The organism is Kurthia huakuii LAM0618 (assembly GCF_000505545.1).
Taxonomy (GTDB): Bacteria; Bacillota; Bacilli; order Bacillales_A; family Planococcaceae; genus Kurthia; species Kurthia huakuii.
The window spans coordinates 538,569-559,527 of record NZ_AYTB01000008.1; the positions used below are offsets into that span (position 1 = coordinate 538,569).

General features: G+C 37.2%; 22 protein-coding genes. 1 reads left to right on the forward strand and 21 read right to left on the reverse strand.

The annotated features are described in order from the left end of the window. Window positions 1-24: 24 nt before the first annotated feature. From V514_RS20355 to lepA, 10 genes are all read right to left on the reverse strand, one after another. Entirely contained in the window at window positions 25-195 is a 171-nt protein-coding gene (locus V514_RS20355; protein WP_161630177.1) for a hypothetical protein, read from the reverse strand. Between the two features lie 285 nt (window positions 196-480). Continuing rightward, a complete protein-coding gene (gene galE / locus V514_RS0107075) occupies window positions 481-1,530 on the reverse strand; it encodes a UDP-glucose 4-epimerase GalE (RefSeq protein ID WP_029499233.1) in 1,050 nt (349 codons plus the stop codon). Window positions 1,531-1,535: 5 nt separating this feature from the next. Next, window positions 1,536-2,516: a polysaccharide deacetylase family protein gene (locus V514_RS0107080; protein ID WP_029499234.1), complete on the reverse strand. Its 981-nt coding sequence runs from the start codon at window positions 2,514-2,516 to the stop codon at window positions 1,536-1,538. Window positions 2,517-2,527: 11 nt separating this feature from the next. Then, window positions 2,528-4,123: a GNAT family N-acetyltransferase gene (locus tag V514_RS0107085; RefSeq protein WP_029499235.1), complete on the reverse strand. Its 1,596-nt coding sequence runs from the start codon at window positions 4,121-4,123 to the stop codon at window positions 2,528-2,530. A 2-nt stretch (window positions 4,124-4,125) separates the two neighbouring features. After that, window positions 4,126-5,160: a glycosyltransferase family 4 protein gene (locus V514_RS0107090; RefSeq protein ID WP_029499238.1), complete on the reverse strand. Its 1,035-nt coding sequence runs from the start codon at window positions 5,158-5,160 to the stop codon at window positions 4,126-4,128. Then, entirely contained in the window at window positions 5,141-6,337 is a 1,197-nt protein-coding gene (locus V514_RS0107095; protein ID WP_152528949.1) for an O-antigen ligase family protein, read from the reverse strand. Before V514_RS0107095 ends, V514_RS0107090 begins: the two co-directional genes overlap by 20 nt. Further along, window positions 6,327-7,637, reverse strand: coding sequence for a lipopolysaccharide biosynthesis protein (locus V514_RS0107100; RefSeq protein WP_029499241.1), 1,311 nt, complete (start codon window positions 7,635-7,637; stop codon window positions 6,327-6,329). Before V514_RS0107100 ends, V514_RS0107095 begins: the two co-directional genes overlap by 11 nt. Window positions 7,638-7,649: 12 nt before the next feature. After that, on the reverse strand, window positions 7,650-8,780 hold the full coding sequence (locus V514_RS0107105; RefSeq protein ID WP_029499242.1) for a Wzz/FepE/Etk N-terminal domain-containing protein: 1,131 nt from the start codon (window positions 8,778-8,780) through the stop codon (window positions 7,650-7,652). A gap of 3 nt (window positions 8,781-8,783) precedes the next feature. Continuing rightward, on the reverse strand, window positions 8,784-9,410 hold the full coding sequence (locus tag V514_RS0107110; protein WP_029499243.1) for a sugar transferase: 627 nt from the start codon (window positions 9,408-9,410) through the stop codon (window positions 8,784-8,786). 335 nt (window positions 9,411-9,745) lie between these two features. Beyond that, a complete protein-coding gene (gene lepA, locus V514_RS0107115) occupies window positions 9,746-11,581 on the reverse strand; it encodes a translation elongation factor 4 (RefSeq protein WP_029499244.1) in 1,836 nt (611 codons plus the stop codon). A 241-nt stretch (window positions 11,582-11,822) separates the two neighbouring features. Between lepA and rpsT the strand changes: the two genes are divergently transcribed. After that, complete coding sequence (rpsT, locus tag V514_RS0107120) at window positions 11,823-12,071, forward strand: 30S ribosomal protein S20 (protein ID WP_029499245.1); 249 nt, start codon at window positions 11,823-11,825, stop codon at window positions 12,069-12,071. Window positions 12,072-12,127: 56 nt separating this feature from the next. On the opposite strand, the gene V514_RS0107125 is transcribed toward rpsT, so the two are convergent. The 11 genes from V514_RS0107125 to aroE form a co-directional block, all read right to left on the reverse strand. After that, window positions 12,128-12,826, reverse strand: a complete 699-nt coding sequence (locus V514_RS0107125) for a YfjL-like protein (protein WP_029499246.1) — start codon at window positions 12,824-12,826, stop codon at window positions 12,128-12,130. Window positions 12,827-12,840: 14 nt separating this feature from the next. Continuing rightward, window positions 12,841-13,869 (reverse strand): DNA polymerase III subunit delta, encoded by a 1,029-nt coding sequence (holA, locus tag V514_RS0107130; protein WP_029499247.1) that lies wholly within the window; start codon window positions 13,867-13,869, stop codon window positions 12,841-12,843. A gap of 78 nt (window positions 13,870-13,947) precedes the next feature. Next, window positions 13,948-16,074 (reverse strand): DNA internalization-related competence protein ComEC/Rec2, encoded by a 2,127-nt coding sequence (locus tag V514_RS0107135; RefSeq protein ID WP_200864016.1) that lies wholly within the window; start codon window positions 16,072-16,074, stop codon window positions 13,948-13,950. 119 nt (window positions 16,075-16,193) lie between these two features. Then, window positions 16,194-16,775 (reverse strand): ComE operon protein 2, encoded by a 582-nt coding sequence (locus V514_RS0107140; RefSeq protein WP_029499250.1) that lies wholly within the window; start codon window positions 16,773-16,775, stop codon window positions 16,194-16,196. An 81-nt stretch (window positions 16,776-16,856) separates the two neighbouring features. Further along, complete coding sequence (locus V514_RS0107145) at window positions 16,857-17,492, reverse strand: helix-hairpin-helix domain-containing protein (protein WP_029499251.1); 636 nt, start codon at window positions 17,490-17,492, stop codon at window positions 16,857-16,859. 86 nt (window positions 17,493-17,578) lie between these two features. Then, window positions 17,579-18,319 carry a class I SAM-dependent DNA methyltransferase gene (locus V514_RS0107150; protein ID WP_029499252.1) on the reverse strand — a complete coding sequence of 247 codons (741 nt, stop codon included), beginning with the start codon at window positions 18,317-18,319 and terminating at the stop codon, window positions 17,579-17,581. Further along, window positions 18,312-18,665, reverse strand: a complete 354-nt coding sequence (rsfS, locus tag V514_RS0107155) for a ribosome silencing factor (RefSeq protein ID WP_029499253.1) — start codon at window positions 18,663-18,665, stop codon at window positions 18,312-18,314. The genes V514_RS0107150 and rsfS overlap by 8 nt, the downstream gene beginning before the upstream one ends. Continuing rightward, entirely contained in the window at window positions 18,662-19,240 is a 579-nt protein-coding gene (gene yqeK, locus V514_RS0107160; RefSeq protein ID WP_029499254.1) for a bis(5'-nucleosyl)-tetraphosphatase (symmetrical) YqeK, read from the reverse strand. The genes rsfS and yqeK overlap by 4 nt, the downstream gene beginning before the upstream one ends. Beyond that, window positions 19,227-19,799 (reverse strand): nicotinate-nucleotide adenylyltransferase, encoded by a 573-nt coding sequence (locus V514_RS0107165; RefSeq protein ID WP_029499255.1) that lies wholly within the window; start codon window positions 19,797-19,799, stop codon window positions 19,227-19,229. The genes yqeK and V514_RS0107165 overlap by 14 nt, the downstream gene beginning before the upstream one ends. Window positions 19,800-19,810: 11 nt before the next feature. Continuing rightward, entirely contained in the window at window positions 19,811-20,113 is a 303-nt protein-coding gene (yhbY, locus tag V514_RS0107170) for a ribosome assembly RNA-binding protein YhbY (protein WP_029499257.1), read from the reverse strand. After that, window positions 20,114-20,950 carry a shikimate dehydrogenase gene (aroE, locus tag V514_RS0107175; protein WP_029499259.1) on the reverse strand — a complete coding sequence of 279 codons (837 nt, stop codon included), beginning with the start codon at window positions 20,948-20,950 and terminating at the stop codon, window positions 20,114-20,116. Window positions 20,951-20,959 lie beyond the last annotated feature (9 nt).

Genomic DNA, 20,959 nt, shown 5'->3' on the forward strand with positions numbered 1-20,959 from the left:
GCGACTTCTTTTTTATATTATTAATTAAACAGCTTTTGTGTGCCATAAGTCTTTAGAAGGTTCGATGATTTGCTGCATCGTTTTTAATTCCGTTAATTTTTTCTGCATGTGAGAAACATTTTTTTCAAATCGACTAAGGCGTTTCTCAACTGTTAAAATTAAACTGTCTAAGCGCGCTTCATCCTTTTCCAGCATGCTACTCACTCCTTTATGTTTCTACTACGCTAATAGTACAAACCAATAATAACAAAAAAAACAATTGTTGTATATAACTTTTTACTCATGGTTTTGCGGTTATTCGACTTTCAATGAATTTCCCAATAGACACTGCTGCTACTTCTTATAAATTACCTAAAGGCCTATTTCAATTAACTGTTTCTTCTTTGACATACCTTGTAATTTATAGATAATTTACCACATTAGTCTTTTTACCCTTATATTATTAATAAAAAACAAATTTTTATCATTTCCAATTCATAATCAAACAGTTTTTTTTGACGGAAATACAATTTGAGCTTCGACATGTTGTTCTTTTAACAATTTCAATTGCCAACGCCACGCATCTATACACATTTCTTCTAATGTTTTATTTGGCCTCCACCCTAAAAAACGTTGCGCTTTTGAAATATCGGCAAAGCTTACAGGGATATCACCTTCTCGACGAAGCCCAATATGATATGGAACATCAATTTCATTGACTTTTGCGAAGGTATCAATAAGTTGTAAAACGCTATACCCCGTACCAGATCCAAGGTTAAAAGCTTCGCAACCTGTATTTTGCATACTATAATACAACGCTTTAATATGACCTTTCGCTAAATCCTCAACATGGATAAAATCACGAACACCCGAACCATCAACTGTATCGTAGTCATTTCCAAAGACTTCGAGTATCGGTCGCTTACCACTCACAGCGTCCATTAAATATGGCAATAAGTTATTAGGCACTTCAAGTGGTTTTTCACCCATTTCTCCAGAAGAATGTGCTCCAATTGGATTAAAGTAACGTAGTAATACTACAGAAAAATTCGAATGTGCTGCAGTCAACTCACGGAAAAAGTTTTCAATTGCCAGTTTTGTACGACCATATGGACTAGAACTTTTTAATGTAGCAGTTTCTTGTATTGGGCAAATTGAAGCTGGATGATAAACCGTCGCAGATGAGCTAAAAATAATCGATTGAACATCATATTGTTGCATTAACTGCACAAGCATTACTGTTCCAATTAAATTATCGTAATAATATTGCAATGGATTTTCAATCGATTCACTAACAGATTTTTTACCTGCTAAATGAATAACACTATCAAATTGATACGATCTGAAAATGACTTCAAGTGCCGTACGATCTGTAATATCAACATTTGCATATTGCACCATTTTTCCCGTAATTCCCATAATCTTTGTAATAGTACCCATTTCGCTATTTGAAAAGTTATCGACGATAAACACATCATGACCTTCATTTAACAATTCAATACATACCATTGATCCAATATAGCCTGCGCCCCCTGTCACGAGTACTTTCATGCCATTCAACCCCTTTCTTTTTTCTCCATCTCGTCAACGATTTCTTGCATATTTTTACTTTTAAATCCATAAGTTTTATGCAGTTCATCATAATGTTCAAAAATTTCCTCTAAAGCTTTAAAGTTACGAAAAACGTGTTTTCCTAAATTATGTGGATGCCACCATAAATGGTAAACTTCTTTATTTTTTGCCGCATATGTCATCGCTTCTTTAATACGACGAATACGCAACCGCTCTAAAAGATGTAATTTACGATGATACGGTCGCATAAAAGCGCTTGCCGGAATATTCCAAATTGGGTTCTTTTTAATCTCGTTAATTGGAAAAGTTTGATGACCTGTTAAGTTCCAATACGTGTCAGCGATTTGCAAAACACGGCGCCATTTCCAACCTGCTTCGTGGCACTGTGGGGCATATAACAAATGCCGTGCATTTCCACGATACGCTGTAATCCCCAAACTTTTGCATATATCCAAATAATCTTTATTCGCTTGATTGCGCGGGAAAATAATCGATGTATATGTTCTATCTGCAATAGCCAACGCCGCTTCAATATCTTGCTTAAATTGATTACTTGTCTGACCATCTTCTAAGCAATAATAATGGCTAAATGTATGTGTTCCTATTTCTTGGTGTGGTGTATCTAATACTTGTTGAATAAGTGATTTGCCAAAATAACGCACATCTTGTTCATAAATTAACTTATTATCAATCAATTCATACGGTGCATATTGCTTTTTTTTATAACTTGGTCTATCCATTGGGATATATGCTTTTATTTCGCTCATTGAACCTGCAAATAAAGCTCCTACTGTAGCCCACGTTGCATGAATATCATGTTGTTCAAAAAGTTGGAGCAGCCTTGGTACAACGTCGTATACCGCCAATATATTTTGATCATAATTCCCACCTCGATTAATATCTTGTACGCCCCATCCCAACTCAAAATCCAATGAAACGACAAATATTCCCTGTCGTTGTACCAAATTTATTCACCTCATTTCGTTAATGTCACCTTCGTCGCATCAATTACTTCAAAATCATCACAAAACATTTTTTTCTGTTTAAAGAATCTCGATACTTGCATCGTTGTTACATATACAAAACCTAAATTTTTTAAGATATTTTTTAAAGACTCATTCGAAGCGTCCACTTTCGTATAAATCATTTTGTCATTAAAATTCCTTGCTACTTCATCTGCATAACTCATTGTCATATTCGGAATATAGCGCTCATTTTTCTTTAATAAAATCGTATAGTACCAATCATCATCTTTACATGTTCGATCATTCACTTGAACAACTGTTCCATTAACATTGTAAAATTGATATTGTCGATACAATAAATCAATTTCAATAGGTGACAATTTCCCTTGTAATTCGCGATAGCTCACTTGTTCAGCTGTTTTCAATGGTTTAAGCGTACGCGCCGGTAAACGATATAGTTCAACTTCTGTTGTAAAAATATTCTCTTGTGTGTATTGCGGTAACTCTCGATAATTACGTAGCCAATATCTCGCCGCACCTAATGTATTGCGCTTTAACTTAACAATTTTTGGCGATTTTTTTGTTATTTCAACACATTTCCCAAGCAACATCTTCTTTTGCCAAATCGCCTTTCCGGGATTATTTGCAACATAATACGTGCGAACGAAATTACTATGCGTTGCCCATCGATATTTATAATCTTCATAACCAATGCTAAAGTCTAAAATATCAACATTTTCTTCGTAACGGCGAATCGTCATAAAATAATCGAGTAAATTCCCTGCTCCAAATCGACGATAATCTTCATCGAATGAATGCAAGTAACATACAAATCTTGATCCCTTTGAAAAACAATAACTGAATCCAAGTAAAGTGTCATCTAATTCTAGTACTTCTACCTTTGTAATATCGTAGCGCATCATCTCATGGAAAAATGCTTGTTTCTCTGGTGCTGTAAAACCGCTTGTATCCATCTTCTTTTGCCAGCGTTTATCAAAAAGTGCAAAAATCTCTGGCAAATCCTTTTCAGTTGCATAACGAAATTTCAATTCACCAATTTTATTTAAACGCTTGATACGTTTTTGAAGCACAGATTTATTAACAGGTGCATATACCTCACGCGGGGTTTCAACCAAACTCGTATACGGCGATACTGTACGTGTGAAGTTATATAAATATTTTTCTTTCATGAACGTATGCTCTAAAATTTCATTAGTCGATGAAGCTTCTTCCACTCCTCGCAACTCTAACGTAACAGCTTGTTCACCACCCAATAATTCATTTAAAAACGCTGGAATAATATGTTGCTTATTTTCTTCTAAAATGATGAAGTCCATATAGTTCAAATCAAGGTTCCCAACAAATTGATATTGTTCACCTTGTTTTGTTGATACCAGTTGTAATGGCCAAAATCCTTGAACAACATTATCTAATGTACAAACATAAATTTTGATTACTTCATTTCTCCCAACGGTTCCCCACCATGTGTACAATAAATCGAACTCTAAGAATGGATTATCCGATTTGTTAGCATTAATAATTTGTTGCCACTTCTCTTTATAAGGAAGCCATTCTTCTTGCGTTGTTAATATTTCAAACTGATACATTCCTAACACCTCACTTGTTCGTAAATTGCTATTGTTTGCTGATATGTCCGCCTAAATTGAAATGATTGTTCAAATAATCTGCGACTTTGTTTCGCCAATATTTTTCTAACCTTATCATCCGTCAAAATTTTCGTTAGATATTTACTAAGTTCTTGCGCATCATTACGAATGGTATAGCCATTATAGCCCGGCTTCACTAATTCATGTACACCCCCAACATCCGAAGCCACAATCGGTAACCCAACGGCCATTGCTTCAATAATAGAAATAGGTAAGCCTTCAAAATCCGACATCAACACAAAAATAGAAGCATTCATCAAATAGCTTGAAACATCTTGCTGATCTCCAGCAAAATGGACGCGCTCAGCAATTCCAAGTTCAATTGCTTGTTGCTCTGCTGCTGCTTTCAATGGCCCATCACCAACAAGCGTCAACGTTACATTTAAATCTGTTCTTAGCAATGCAAATGCTTCAAGCACTAAATCTTGACGTTTTGGTGCTTGAAATCTAGATACCATGACAATATTTTTCGTTGGAACAATTTTTTGCTGCTCCATACCAACAATGCCATTGTGCACAACATATAAGCCCTTTTTAGCAGTAATATGGGCGCGTCTTGCAAGATTAGCATCGTAATGAGATACCGCAATAATTGCATCCGTTTGCGTTGCGAGCCCTTTTTCTACTAAACGATATAAACGACGTTTATTACGTGATATTCCTTCTGTAAAAGCCCAACCATGTGCTGTAAAAACCGTTGGAATGTGTAAAGTCTTTGCTGCAAGACGACCAATTGTTCCCGCTTTAGACGAATGCAAGGCGATGATATCTGGTTGCAATTCGCGAAATCTTTGGTGTACTTCTTGTACCGCCTTCACATCTTCAATAGCGTGAAGTGGATGTATTAAGTGAACCAACGAAATAAACGTAATATTTTCATGCTGCACATCATAACCTTTATGACGTTTACCACCGTATAAAATAAAAACATCATGGCCATCTTCTGCAAGTGATAAGCTAAGGCTCATCAAATGCATCTGTGCTCCTCCTAGAACGTCCATTCGTGTAATCATTTGAACAATTTTCATTTTTCTCTCCTCCCAACGGTATCCAAGCTAATGCCAAAACTATCCAAAAATGGCGCCAATGTAAGGTATCAATAAAAAAACCATTGATGATATGTCCTACTATCACGGCAAAACAGATGCGATACACATAACCATAGCTTGCAGAATGAAATTTTCGTGCGCAAATAATCAATGTAGCGACTAAAAATAAGATTAATGTTAATAACCCTAACCAGCCATTCTCAAAAAAAATACGAGCATAGACATTATGTGGTGCAATTGTTAAAAGTATTTCAGATTGTCCCGGGCCACTCCCTAATGGTGATATAACCCCTTCATGCCATGCGGCTTCTTGTGAGGCAAAACGCTCATTATCATAGTTTTGAATCGATGCACGCTCTGTAAATTGCGTTAAAAGTGTTTGATTTTGCAAAATAATTGCTGTAGCAGCAATGGCGACGATTCCTAAATAAAACGTAATACCACTACGCCAGTTGGCCAATTTCACACGAGGAAGTACGTAATAAACAGCAATGGCGATTACCAGGTTTAACCATGCTGCTCGAGAAAAACTGATTAAGACAGCGCCGACAAAAAGAAGTAATAAAACGAAGTACAAACCACGCCTTTTCTGTTCAACAAGCCCTAACATATACAGTGTCGGTAGCACAAAATATGGCCCAAAAACATTCGGATCTTTAAAAAACATTTTAATTCGTTCGAATAAAAACCAATCAGGATTACTCGGTATAACCGCAAAATATACGCCAATTGCGACAAGTGCTGTGAAGAAAGCTCCTACCGTGTAAAAAAGCATAATAGACTCTGCCAAACGCGAGCGATAAATTTCACCAAAGCCGACAAGACCAATCCATGTGACGATTAAATACAGTGTAATAATAAAGTAACTAATCCCTTCCATCGCCTCATATGCGAGCCAAGTCGAGATGAAATTAGCAATAATAAAACCAAACAAAATGAGCATTCCTAATAATGTTTCTTTTGAAAAATAAATCCTCTTGAGTATGATTGCCAACATCGTAGCTAAAATAAGCAATAAATCTGTTGGCGCTGGCTCGATGATGACATATGAGCTTGTTAGCATACTAAGCATGATACACCCAAGAATTAGTCGATCAGATTTCATGCTGCTTTGAGTTATCGCCAATGTCGTCACGGTTATCACCTACCTTATTCATCACTTGCCATGCAAAAATAGCACATACAATATAACCGAGCGTCGTCATAATACTAATCATCCACATTGCTTCAATATGCGTCATCTCATGTGTTGACGCAAATACTAATGCCAAAATAATAAATACAAGGCGAATCAACTCAGCCGTAATTTGCATATAAAATGCTTCACAAACTTGGAACACTCCATTGATTGGTTGTAGTACCATTTTCGTAAAATACATAAGCGATAAAATTTGGATAAATGTTACAGTTGTATCCCATCCATGCCCAAAGAAAAATGTGAAACCAATCGGTGCGAAAATATCAATACTCACGATGATTACAAACGCTATAATAAAAAGATGTTTTACGGTTTCTAAACAATGTTTCTTTAAATCTTGTCCATCTTGCATCATTTTTGCTGCTTGTGATAAATATACTTGCGTTGCCGAGAAACCAACTAAATTCTCTGGAACGGTTAAAATTTTTTGTGCCAAATAATAAAATCCTGCTGTCGCCACGTCAAAGTAAGCTGCTAAAAATAATGGTGGTAAATTAACTGCAACGCTATAAATAACATTTGAAATACTCGAAACAAGTGGAAATTTTTTATAGCGTATAACCATTTCTTTCATTTGTTGTAATGAAGTTTTTTGTGAAGCAAGCAAATCTTTTCTATAATAACGAATGTACTGCATCATACCAGTTAATCGCCCAAGCATTTCGCCAAGTAGCAACCCAATCACACCCATATTTAAAAATCCAAAGAGTAGCTGGCCAAACCCTTGCCCTGTATTCATTGAAATTTTTGCACGATTAATAATGTCATATTGTTCATAACGCAACGCCCAATTGTTCATAGATTGAAAAATACCAACGAACAGTAAACTCAACCCTAAAATCCAAAAGAAGGAATGTGTTTCACCGATGCCAATCCATGTTGTAAACGGCGTTAAGACAAGTAGCAAAATCACAATACCTGCAACGATAAATGTACTAGCATTAGCAATAAATAATAATGCCAAGGCAGCCTTCTTTTCTTTGGGCAACACAAGTGCTGCTTCATAACGAAATGACACAATAATCATTAAGACATACAAAATGGAAGTGAAAATGGAGAGCACTCCGAAGTCTTCTGGCGTGTATAACCTTGTTAGAATTGGTGTGATGCAAAGCAAAATAATACTAGAAACAGCCGATCCTGCGACTAATACAGATAACGCGCGAATAAAACGATGCTTTAATTGCTTCTGCATCCACTTTTTCATTGAGGTTCCCTCCTACTTCACAATGACGATGCCTAAAATATGCATCTTCAATTGAGATACCTTTTTTAAAATGGATTGTGCTTGTTTTACCGACGTTTTTTTTGCATTTGCTAAATAAACAAACATCGTACGATTCGATGCTAGCAACATAGTTTGCATACTATCTAATTGAGTCGTTTCAACAATCACTACATCATATTGTTGTTCCAACTCTAAATATTTTTGTTGCAATGTAGCAATCGGTGTTGATGAACTATAAATAAAAGCATCTGCTTCGTCATCAGTTGTTTTAGCAAAATGCGTATTCCCCTCTAGATTTCCGCTCTGTTTTAAAATCGCTACTTTTTGATGACTTGCTAAAAAACCACTAAGCTGTTGTAAATATTTATCTTGTTGTTTTGTATCATTTAATAAGAGCACTGTTTTACGCCCAGTATTTTTTTCATTGCTAATCAATACCGCTAAATGATACATCCAATGTTTTGTCGTATCCTGTTTACTAATATTCGCAAGTAATTGTGTTTGAAGTCGTTGTACCTTTACCTCAGAATCCACTTTTGTGCTGTATATCTCTCGGATAAGACAATATGCAATAGCTATTAATAACCCGATGACTCCTCCGATTAAAACACTTATTAACCGATTAAATGAACTCTCTTGATTTGACGTACTTTCACTTGCTGAATTTAAGACGAGCGCAGTATTAATTTTTGAATATTTCGTGATTTCTTTTTTGAATACTTCTGCAATTCCATTAACAAGTTTTACTGGCTCCTTTGAATCGGTTGATTTTGCTGTAATCGTAATTAATTGTGATGTATTGACCATCGAAATTTTTACGGTTTCATTATAATCATTCGTTGAAAGCTCAAAACCTGTTGCATCATTTACTTTTTTTATCAATGCTGAACTCGTCAAAATCTCACGATAAGTTTCCATCATATTTTGCGTATACAATAAATTGTCACTTTTATCTGTTTCAATCAAAATTTCAGTTGTCGCTTCATATTTGGGTTTCGTTTGTTCAAAAACGCCGTATCCAACACCTATACCTAATACTGTAATGATCAAAACAAGCCACTTCTGGCGCCAAAGTACGAGTAATATTTCTTGTAATGAATAAGGAGATTCCATCGGTTTCATACTCTAATAAGCCCCCTTTCGTCGTATAACTTGCGCCACAGTTTTTTTTAAAATTTTCATATCTAACTTAAGGTTATAATGTGTGACGTAATAACGATCGAACTCAATTTTTTGACCATGGTTAATAGTGGAACGACCATTTACTTGCGCCCAACCAGTAATACCAGGTTTAACATCTAAACGCTTCGTTTGATATGGAGAATAGTAATATGTGTAGCTTGGGGTTTCGGGTCGAGGACCGATAATACTCATCTCTCCTCTTAAAACATTTAAAACTTGTGGTAATTCGTCCATACTCGTTTTACGAAGAAATTTCCCAATCGGTGTAATACGTGGATCGTCCGCATTTTCTTTAAAAACAAATGAATCTGGAATACCATCAGACCATGCACTGCGATCTTCTTGTTCTACAGTAAATTTAGTTTGATCCATATACATTGTACGCAACTTCCACATTGTAAACACTTTTCCTTGTTGGCCGACACGTTGTTGCTTAAAAAAAATAGGGCGACCATCACTCACCCAAATACTAACGATTGCTAATAAAAAAAATGGGACGAGAATCGGCAACAAGAGAAGTGAAAATACAACGTCAAATAATCGCTTTCCAAATGGCTTATATGACTTCATTCAAACCACCTCTTTTTTCATTGTATATTCATACAATTAAACTAAATTCACTAGAATAAAACACAAATCGTTGTATTCTTTCGTAAATTGCTATAAAATGAATGCGTTTTACCTTTTTTTACCTTTTTAAAAGGTAAAAATATTCATTATAAATTTAATAATTAAAACATCAAATTTAAAACTAACTACTTATGGATTAATTACATAATCACTAATTAAAACACATTATCTATATACATCTTTTAACCTAGCATTTACGTTACCAAATTTTTTCATAGGTGTTAAAAAGTCCAAAAAAAAAGCCTTCTAAACAGAAAGCTTCTCTTTTAAAATTATTATTTTTTAGGTTGATCATCATCCATTTTTAATACAGCCATGAATGCTTCCTGTGGTACTTCAACAGAACCAACTTGTTTCATACGTTTTTTACCTTCTTTTTGTTTTTCAAGAAGTTTTCGTTTACGTGAGATATCCCCACCATAACATTTTGCTAAAACGTTTTTACGCATTGCTTTAATCGTTGAACGTGCCACAATTTTTGTACCGATTGCTGCTTGAATTGGCACTTCAAATTGTTGGCGTGGGATAAGTTCACGTAATTTATCAACAATCACCTTACCACGCTCATATGCGAAATCGCGGTGAACGATAAAGCTCAGTGCATCGACCTGTTCAGCATTTAGCAGGATATCCATTTTAACAAGTTTTGATGGTTGATAACCAATCATTTCATAGTCGAATGAAGCATATCCTTTTGTTGATGATTTTAATTGATCAAAGAAATCATAAACAATTTCAGATAGTGGCATTTCGTAGAAAATGTTCACACGCGTCGTATCAATATAATCCATCGTTAAGAAGTTACCTCGTTTTCGTTGGCAAATTTCCATTACAGCACCAACATAATCATTTGGCACCATAATGTTTGCTTTAACATAAGGTTCTTCAATTTGTTGAATCTTTTGAGGATCTGGCATTTCAGATGGGTTTGCTACTTGTAGTTCTTCACCATCCGTCAGTTCAACATGATAGATTACCGATGGCGCTGTTGTAATTAAATCAATTTTAAATTCTCGTTCAATACGTTCTTGAATAATTTCCATGTGTAACAAACCTAAGAAACCACAGCGGAAACCAAAGCCTAATGCTTGTGACGTTTCAGGTTCATATTGGAGTGCTGAGTCATTTAATTCTAGTTTTTCTAACGCTTCACGTAAGTCATTATATTTTGCTGTATCAATTGGATAAAGACCACAATACACCATTGGATTTAATTTACGATAGCCTGGTAAAGGTTCCGGCGCAGCATTTAAGACAGATGTGACCGTATCCCCCACTCGCGTATCTCCAACATTTTTAATAGAGGCTGTTAAATAACCTACATCCCCAACCGTTAAGAACTCACGCGGTGTCATTTTCGGTGTATGAACACCAACTTCAATGACTTCAAATTCTGCTCCTGTTGCCATCATGCGAATTTTATCACCCGGTTTCACCGTGCCTTCCGCAATACGAATTGAAATAATAACACCTCGATATGCATCATAAACAGAGTCAAAAATAAGCGCTTGTAATGCTGCTTCTGGATCTCCTTCAGGTGCCGGTATTTTTTCAACAACCTGCTCTAAAATATCTTCAATTCCAATACCTGCTTTAGCAGAAGCTAATACCGCTTCCGATGCATCTAAACCAATTACATCTTCTACTTCTTGACGAACCCGTTCTGGATCTGCAGAAGGTAAATCAATCTTGTTAATAACTGGTAAAATCTCAAGGTCATTATCAAGCGCTAAATATACATTTGCTAATGTTTGAGCTTCAATTCCTTGCGCGGCATCTACAACTAAGATAGCACCTTCGCAAGCTGCTAGACTACGCGATACTTCATATGTGAAATCGACATGTCCTGGTGTGTCGATTAAATGCATCGTATATTCTTCGCCATTTTTTGCTTTATACACTAGTTGGACCGCGTTTAATTTAATGGTAATTCCTCGCTCGCGTTCTAAATCCATTGAGTCTAACAATTGGTGTTTCATTTCGCGTGATGTTAATGCTTCCGTTCTCTCTAAAATACGATCGGCAAGTGTCGATTTACCATGGTCGATATGCGCGATGATAGAGAAGTTACGAATGTGTGATTGTCTATCTAATAATTCTTGTCGATTCATCTATTTCACTCCTATTTAAACTACTAGAATTATAGCAGTCGCAGTAGTACATTGGCAACGTTCCATTCATTTCCGATGAAATTCTTAAAAAAAAGCCACTTTTTTTCTGTCAAGTAAATATTCTTTGCATTTCTCTCTTGCTTTTCCATAACTTGCTTTGCTATAATAATGCTTGTTGTATTAGATACAGACACAAGTTGAGAATTTTGCTCATCTCGATTTATCCTAGGAGGTGAATTTCATGCCAAACATCAAATCTGCTATCAAACGCGTTAAAGTTGCAGAAAAAGCGAATGCTGCTAACGTACAAGTTAAATCAGCTATGCGTACAGCTATCAAAAAAGCTGAAACTGCTTTAGTTGCTAAAGACGAAAACGCTGCTGAATTATTAACAGTTGCAGTTAAATCTGTAGATAAAGCTGCTTCAAAAGGCTTAATCCACAAAAACGCTGCTGCACGTACAAAAGCTCGTTTAATGAAAAAAGCTTAATTCTATATCATATAGAAAGAAAAAAGACGTTCCGATTGGGACGTCTTTTTTCTTTGTTATAATTCATGAACCGATTTTAGTGTTGGCATCACGTTTTTAAATTCCAATTTATATGTTGTTTGCCATACATCTTGAACACGTTGAGTTCCGATAATTATCACTTTTTTGTACGCAATACCTTGTTGTTGAAAAACATCATAGATTATACGCGTCGCATCATAAAATGCCTCTGTTGACAAATCACTCGCATCAAGCATCACTACATATGTTGGCTGTTGTAGTAGATTCCCGACCATTTCAGGCTTCCATTTAAGTGTAGTAGCAAGTGAGCTTTTTTGAATATCCATCATTGCTTGTACACTGCGTACGGTCGTTAAATGTCCCTTTAATTGTTGAGTAATATAGCGCTCTGCTTGTTGTTCTATACGAGCACTTGCTTCATCATCACGTTTTAAATTCGGCATAGAATCGTCAAGCACTTTATAAGGACTGTAGTTTGTTACAGTAACCTGTTCTGGTTTTTCCTTGTTTGCTGCATCTGTTACTGTAAACTCAAACTGACCTTTTTTATAATCATATGCTCCATTAGTAACAATAAAAGATTTCAACGGATAATCTTTCATTAATTGCATTTCAAGTTCTATTTTAGCCACACTTTTAGCCATTGGCGTACGGTAAAAATGATTGTAGGTGAACGCTAGCATAAGACAAATAGCTATTACAAGCGCCACAAAAATTTTTTGTTGTGTTTTCATCGCTAATATCCCTTCTAGTTCATCCGATAGCCAATCGGTTTCATCAAGAAAAACTCTAAAAAACGAGCGCGATTGCCACTCATTGTTTTTAATTGTAAATCCACATCACCTAAACCATAAAGTGCATCTAGTAACTGTTGGTCACCAATATGTCCTCTATCTTCGACAATACGTTTTACACGATATGGGTTCACTTTTAATTGTTTTGAAATTTGTTGCGGATGGTACCCTTTTGATAATAAATAATAAACATTAGACATTAAACGCACTTGTGAAGATATTAAAGCAACAAGCGCTATCGGTTCTTCTTTTTGACGCAACAAATCGTGATAAATTGATAACGCTGTTGAACGGTCACCACGAATATAAGCATTCAATAGTTTAAAAACGTCTTGCTCTAATGTTTTAGCAACCATAGCTTCAACAAGTGGTGGTTCAATCAATTCTTTCGTATCGGCTACATATAATGCTAACTTTTCAATTTCCGTTCGCAAATGTAGCATATTCATACCAACCATTTCAATCAATTGCGCTATTGCGTTATCATTCATTATAGCACCACGACTAACGACTTCATTTTTCGCCCAAACTGCTAGGTCACGTTCTTTTGGTGTTTCTGCAAATAAATATAATGCATGCTCCTTCATTTGCTTCGTCACCTTTTTACGTTCGTCTAACTTCGCATAGGGTGCTATAAATACTGTTACAGACGTTTCTGACGGAAATTGCAAGAAGCGTTCTAATTTTTTTAAATCATGATTAAGCTTTTCTTTACCTTTTTCAGTTGCCTTTAAAAATGAGGCATTTTTTGCGACAACTAGCTTTCGATCAGAGAAAAAAGGAATTGTATCTGCTTCATCAATGACTTCATCAACTAATTGCTCGTCCAAATCATAATTCATAATATCAAGCTCGCCTTGCTCTGCTAGTTTATCTTTTAATCGCTGTAACGTTTCATCAATAAAATACGACTCCTCTCCTGCAATGACATAAACCGGTTCAATATGACCGTTCGCTATTTCTTTCCATACTTTTTGAAACATGTAAACCAACTCCTATAATACGTTAAGTATACACAAAAAAGGTCAACTCATACTACCTTCTTCTTTGAAATCATGTCACTATTGTCGCTGTTTGACATACCATGATGTATTTGTGACAATCGCTTCCACCGTACCATCCTCAGCCGTATTTAAAGTTGGAATCTGCTGCTTTTTATATCGCTCGCGCACTTCTTGTGCTGGATGACCGTAGCGATTATTTTTCCCTGTTGAAAATATCGCTAGCTGTGGTTGTGTCGCTTGTAGAAATGCCTCACTACTCGATGTTTTTGACCCATGGTGCCCAGGAGACAAAATCGTTGTTTGTAACAGTGTCTCGTGCACAAGTGATAATTCGCCTGCTTCTTCAATATCGCCTGTTAGAAGCGTTGAAAAAGAGCCTCTCGCAACGTGTAAAACAAGCGAATCATTATTTCCATCATAGGTTGTCTCTTTCGGCCAAATATATGAAAATGTCACGTCCCCCTGCTGCCAATTCGAACCAGCCATACGCTCAAGTACGGGTATGCGCTGAGTAGTTGCTTCAGCCAGCACATCAGCCATTACTGTTTTTGTTGATGAATTCGGTGTGATATGAATTTCTCGAACGCGTATTTCTTGCATGACTTCTTCAGCACCTTCTACATGATCCGCATCAGCATGTGTCAAAATAAGCGTATCAATCGTTGTCAATCCACGCCCTTTTAAATACGGTACAACGATACGGCGTCCAACTTCATACGGCGTCTCACTCGTCTTCCAATTTTCCTGTTGAAAGCGCAATACACCTCCAGCATCTACAACATATACACCTTTTTTATGTGGCAATTCAATAATTGTACAATCTCCCTGACCAACACTTAAGTACGTAATACGCAATTCGTCATGTAACAGAGGTTTCATTTCAAGTAGTACAACAGGACATAAGACTGCTAGCAATGCTAAACCATAACGTCGTTTTTCAAACATAATAAATAATAAAAACACGCCAATCATTGCGATAATCAACCATAGAAAGTCTGGTTTTCCTGGTTGCCAAAGTTGATACGGCCTTTCTGCAAGCCATATTAGTGCCGTTGTTAATTGCGTTCGAAAAGGTTCATATAATGCTAATAGCCATGCACTCAGCGAGGGCATACTATACGATAATATAAAGAACATAAGATTCAGCGGTAATATCATAAACGAAAACAGCGGTACTAAGATGACATTGACAATAAAAGAGGATAAACTCAATTCATAAAAATGATGGAGCAGTAATGGATAGACAAACATTTGACAAACGAATGTCATAAAAAAAGCATTTTTTAGCCAATTGCTTGTCAATAAAATTTTCGTAGAATAAATCAATGATGCTGTTGCTAAATAAGATAATTGAAATCCAACTTGATAGACGACACTTGGATTATAGAGTACAAAACCAATAAAAGTTAGCGCCAGCGCATCCGCTGCAGTTAATTTTGTTTGGCGCATCTGTAAAAGTACAACAATCATTGTCATAATGGCAGCACGCCATACAGATGGTGAACTACCTGCTAAAATCGCGTACGTTGGTAATGCAAGTACAAGTAACCATTTAGCATAATAGATGCGCATTCCACAAAATAGTAGTATTTGATAAAAGGCACCGCCTAACAATGCAATATGCAATCCTGAAATAGCAAATAAATGCGTAATACCTAAAATTTGATAAGCGCGTGATAACTCATCATCGATGTCCTGCTGATCACCGAACAATAATGCTTTCGCTTCACCGCGCAACGATTGCGGAAAATGAGCATCAATGTGGCTCATTAACTTGTATCGGTAACGCGCTAACTTCGCCGTAATTCCGTTATCATAACGAATTGCCTCAAAGTGTTCAATTTCATAAATACCTGTTGCCTGCTGACTTTTCAAATAATCTCGCATTGAAAACTGATAGCGATGCAATGGTGGTTCTGGTGGTATTAATTCGCCAGATGCTTGAATCGTTAAACCTGCAAGAGGCGTGGTCAACAGTTGTTTTTTCTCTTGTGCGCTATGCATCGTATACGTAATGTAGATGCGACCATACTCAGACGTGGCAAAGCCTCGCAATGTTTGACCATTTATTTTTGTGTTGTCTTGGAATGTCAGTGTAATTTCGTTGGGGAGTGTAGTAGGTAATTGCTGTGTGGTATATGTGCGCCATGCAATAGCCGTTGCTAATAGCAGTAATGTAGTCATAAAAATCTTAGAATGGCCGCGCCATATAAGAAATACACTGTACGGGAGGAATAATAAAAAAAGCTTTGGTGACACCGAAGCGGCCAATGTCGCTAGCAATGTTGCCAAAGCAAGGAAAATTACTTCGTTTCTAAAATGTGTTGACCAAATAATTGTTCCACCTTCTGTTCATAAGGTGCCAATTCTTCTGGCGTTGCGCCTTTATCACGCAATTCATTTAGTAAAGATAAATATAATGTCACTTTTTCATCGCTTAAAAAGTCGATTTTACGCTCATCAAACGGCACATGTAACACGTTAACGCCGGCTTGCTCAAATAATTCAATCGCATAATCATTATTTTTATAATCTTTTGCGTAATATAAATTTTTAATACCCGATTGAATAATTGATTTCGTGCATGGTAAGCACGGGAAATGCGTCACATATAAATCAGCGCCATTTGTTGGTGTCCCATACTTTGCGCATTGTAATAATGCATTCGTTTCTGCATGTACTGTACGCACGCAATGGTTATCGACGACATAACAGCCTTTATCAATACAATGATCATCACCTGAAATTGAGCCGTTATAACCCCCAGCAATGATTCGTTTATCGCGCACAATTGTTGCGCCTACTGATAGGCGAGTACATGTGCTACGCAGCGCTAATAAATGACTTTGCGCCATAAAAAATTGGTCCCATGTAATACGCTCCATATGAATGCCTCCTAATGATGTCTTATTGTCTAGTGTAGCCTTCGATTCTTTTTATCGTCAATGCTTTTAGGAGAAGTCAGACTATTGAACAGTAACGAGTGGCCGGAGTCTTTCTACTGTCTTTTCACCAAATCCGGAAACATTTTTTAAATCGTCTACGCTTTGAAATGGTCCATTATCCGTACGATGTTGAATGATTGTTTTTGCTTTTGCAGGACCAATACCACTAATTGTTTGGAGAACTGCTTCATCTGCTGTATTCAAGTTAACAAGCGCCTGGTCGGTTTCTTGTTGTGAAGGGGCTACCACAGTATTTGTAGCACCTACCTCATCTACTTTTTCACCGCGTTTTGGTACATAGATGACCATTTCATCTTGAACTCGGGCAGCATGGTTAATTGCTTTTGAGTTAGCGGTGTCTTTATAGCCTCCAGCAGCCATAATTGCGTCGTATACGCGATCATCTGACTCCATTGTATAAACGCCTGGTTTTTTAACAGCGCCTTTGACATCGACTGCTATCGTTGTTTCAAGCACTGTTCGTTCATCGCTTTGTTGTTCAATTGGTTTTGGTGTCTCTTGTGGTGTATTCGTCGCGAGTTGTTCAATTGGGTCGAGTGGTGTTGTAGGTTGTTTCGTAGATGATTGATTGAAGAAATAAAAGAGGATGGCACCTAAAATGGCGCCGCCGATAAGAAGTTGCTTTTTATATTGCATAAAAAAAGGAATTAGCTTCACGCACCTTTCTTTCGGCATTCATAGAAGCTAATTCCAATATACAATATTTTCTAATTTTTACAAGTTTATTTTACACAATGGAAGAAAATTCTTTCCGAATCAAGCGATGGCACTTCTTCAGTAAAGTCTGCCGTCACGGTAATATTCGTAAAGCCTGCTTGTTGTAACATGGCCATATATTCTTCAATCGGATAAGTACATTGATAATGTTGCTCTTCAAAGCGCTCATATGTGCCATCTGCCGTCACAATGTAAAATAACATATCGTGATGTACAGAATGAGGTACTTCACCCGCTTCGGTATCCCATAAATAGGTGATATCGCCATCATCATATGTGAATGGACTGTCCATAAAAATGTCATCCATTTTATAAAGTGAATGCACATCAAAAAATAAATGCCCACCCGATTTTAGTGCCTCATAAATACGTGTAAAAGTTTGTGCTACAGCTTGTTGCTGTGGTACATAGTTTAATGAATCAATTGGAATCGTTACAACATCAAGTTCATTAAAGCCAGCTAATTCATCCATCGATTGGCAGACGAAAAAGACATTCACATCTTCTTCGTAGCAGCGTTCACTTGCGACCATGAGCATTTCCTCTGATAAGTCGAGTCCACTCACTTGATAACCTGCTTTCGCAAATTCGACAGCCATTACGCCTGTACCGCAACCTACATCAAGCAATGTACGATTGTGTTCTGCAGGTGCATGTGCTTTCACCCATTCAACATATTCCGCATATGGAATATCGGTCATCAGTGCATCATACACTTCTGCAAAACGACCATAACTATTAGTCATTTGAGTCAGCTGCTACAAATGTTTCTGGCGCATCGCCCCATAAACGTTCTAAGTTATAGTAGCTACGCTCATCTTTGTGGAAAATATGAGCTACTACATCCCCTGCATCTACTAATACCCAGCGACCTGCGTCAAAACCTTCCATACGCTTTACATCATAGCCCGCTTTTTCAGCTTGCTCTTTTACTTCGCGCGCGATTGCTTGCACTTGACGTTCAGAACCACCACTACAAATTAAGAAATAATCTGATAGTAAAGAAATTCCTTGCATATTTAAAACGACGATATCCTCGGCGCGTTTGTCATCTACTGCTTTAAAAACTGTATCTAAAAGTGTTTGTGTCATGATTTAAGTCCCTTCTTATTTAGCAATAAATCATTGTAACAATTAAATGAATCTGGGAATATAGGTTGATGTTTCGACATTAAAAACATAATGGAATGACTTAAACATGTAATCATTAAGTCATTTAACTCCATTGTTTTAGCGGCTTCTCGCAATTTATCTACATCCGGAAATTTACGATTCGGTTCAATCATGTCTGCAATATAGACAATTTTTTCTAAATCACTCATTCCAATGCGACCTGTCGTATGGAAACGAATTGCATTGAGCATGTCCGGATCTTCCACACCAAACTCCTGTCTTGCTACATAAGCACCTACAGGCCCATGCCATAATTCATGATGGTACAACAATAATGTTGGATCCATCTGTTGTTCAATAATCATTTGCTTCATCCATTCACGGTCTGCATATTTACATGAATCATGTAAAATTGCTGCAACTTCCGCTTTTTTCGGATTTTGTCCGAATCGCTCCGCAAGAGCCATCGCCGTGTCTGTTACGCCAATTGTGTGAATATAACGTTTTTCAGGCATACGGTCTTTCATCGCTGCAAGTAACTTAGCGCGTTCCATATAATCCTTCCTCTCGAATATATTGTTCCACTGCTTCTGGCAGTAAATAGCGGACGGGTTCTCCCGTCTGTAGGCGCTCGCGAATAATCGTTGAAGAAAGGTCTATTAGCGGTGCTTCAACGAGCTCCACATCATACTCTGTCTTAGCAAAAAAGCCTGGTCGTTGTACACCTACAAAATGCACTAACTTCATGAGCTCATCTATATGATACCATGTGCTAAGTCCATCGATACTATCGCCGCCAATGATAAAGTAAAACATTACATTTGGTTCACGTTCTGTTAACAATGCCATCGTCTCTACTGTATACGAAACACCACCGCGTTCTATTTCAAATGGTTCAAGCGTAAATAAAGGATTGTCAGCAATCGCTCGCTTCGTCATTTCAAGGCGTTCTTTTGCTGTTGCATCCCCTTGTTTTACTTTATGTGGTGGTACAGCATTGGGCATAAACCGTACTTCATCAAGCCCGAGCTTGCTGGCTACTTCATTTGCCATTATTAAATGGGCGATATGGGGCGGGTTAAATGTGCCGCCTAATAGACCAATTTTCTTCATAACTATCATCCTTACGCGCGTGGTAATTCGATTTTGCGGTTTTCGCGTTTTGACGCTTGTTTATATAATACGACAGTTAAGCCGATTAATTGTACTAATTCTGCTCCTGTGCCTTCTACTAATTCTGCTGCGACAACTTTTTTGTCATCTTCACAGTTATCTAAAATGCGCACTTTTAACAACTCACGTGCATTTAATGCTTGGCGAATTTGCTCGCATTGCGCTTCATTGACACCGCCTTTTCCTACTTGGAAAATCGGGTCTAAGTGGTGCGCTTCCGCACGTAAAAATCGTTTTTGTTTGCCTGTTAACATCTATTTGTTTCCTCCTAAATTTGCAAGCAGGACGTCCTCTACGACGGCTGCTTTAGGATATACATCGGTCCAATAACTATAAGCAAGCGCCCCTTGATGGATAAACATGCCTAAGCCAGTAACGACTGTAGCTCCTTTTTCTTTTGACTGTGCTAAAAATGGTGTCATTAATGGATTATACACAATATCCGCGACAATTGCAGTCTTAGATAAATTTTCGAGCGATAATGGCAATTCAAAGTTGCTATGATTGAGTCCTGCTGATGTTGTTTGCACGATAATGCCAAATTCCGCTAGTTGCGCTTCCGCCTCATCAAGCGATAAAGCTTGCGCGGCCACGTCTAGTTCATCACAAATTGCTTGCGCTTTTGTGATGGTACGGTTTGCTACAGTAATATTTGTATAACCTTCCTGTACAAGTGCAAAGCAAATACCGCGTGACGCGCCACCAGCACCAATCACTAATACCTGTTTGTCTCTATGTGTTTTGCCCACTGCATCTTCCAGCGATTTCACAAAACCAAGCCCATCTGTATTATAGCCTTTATACGTGCCATTTCCTTGACGGACAACCGTATTAACGGCTCCCATTTTCTCGGCAAGCGGATCTAGTTCATCTAACAGCGGAATAATCGTTTCTTTATGTGGAATCGTAATGTTAAAACCACTAATACCTAACAGTTTCATTCCTTCAAATGCTTGCTCTAAATTTTCCGGTAACACATGCAGCGGTAAATACGCCGCATCGCGTTCCTCCGATGTCATCCACGTATTGTGCATAAGTGGTGATAGTGAATGTTCAATCGGATTTCCAATGACTGCATACCATTTTTTCACGTTAATTTC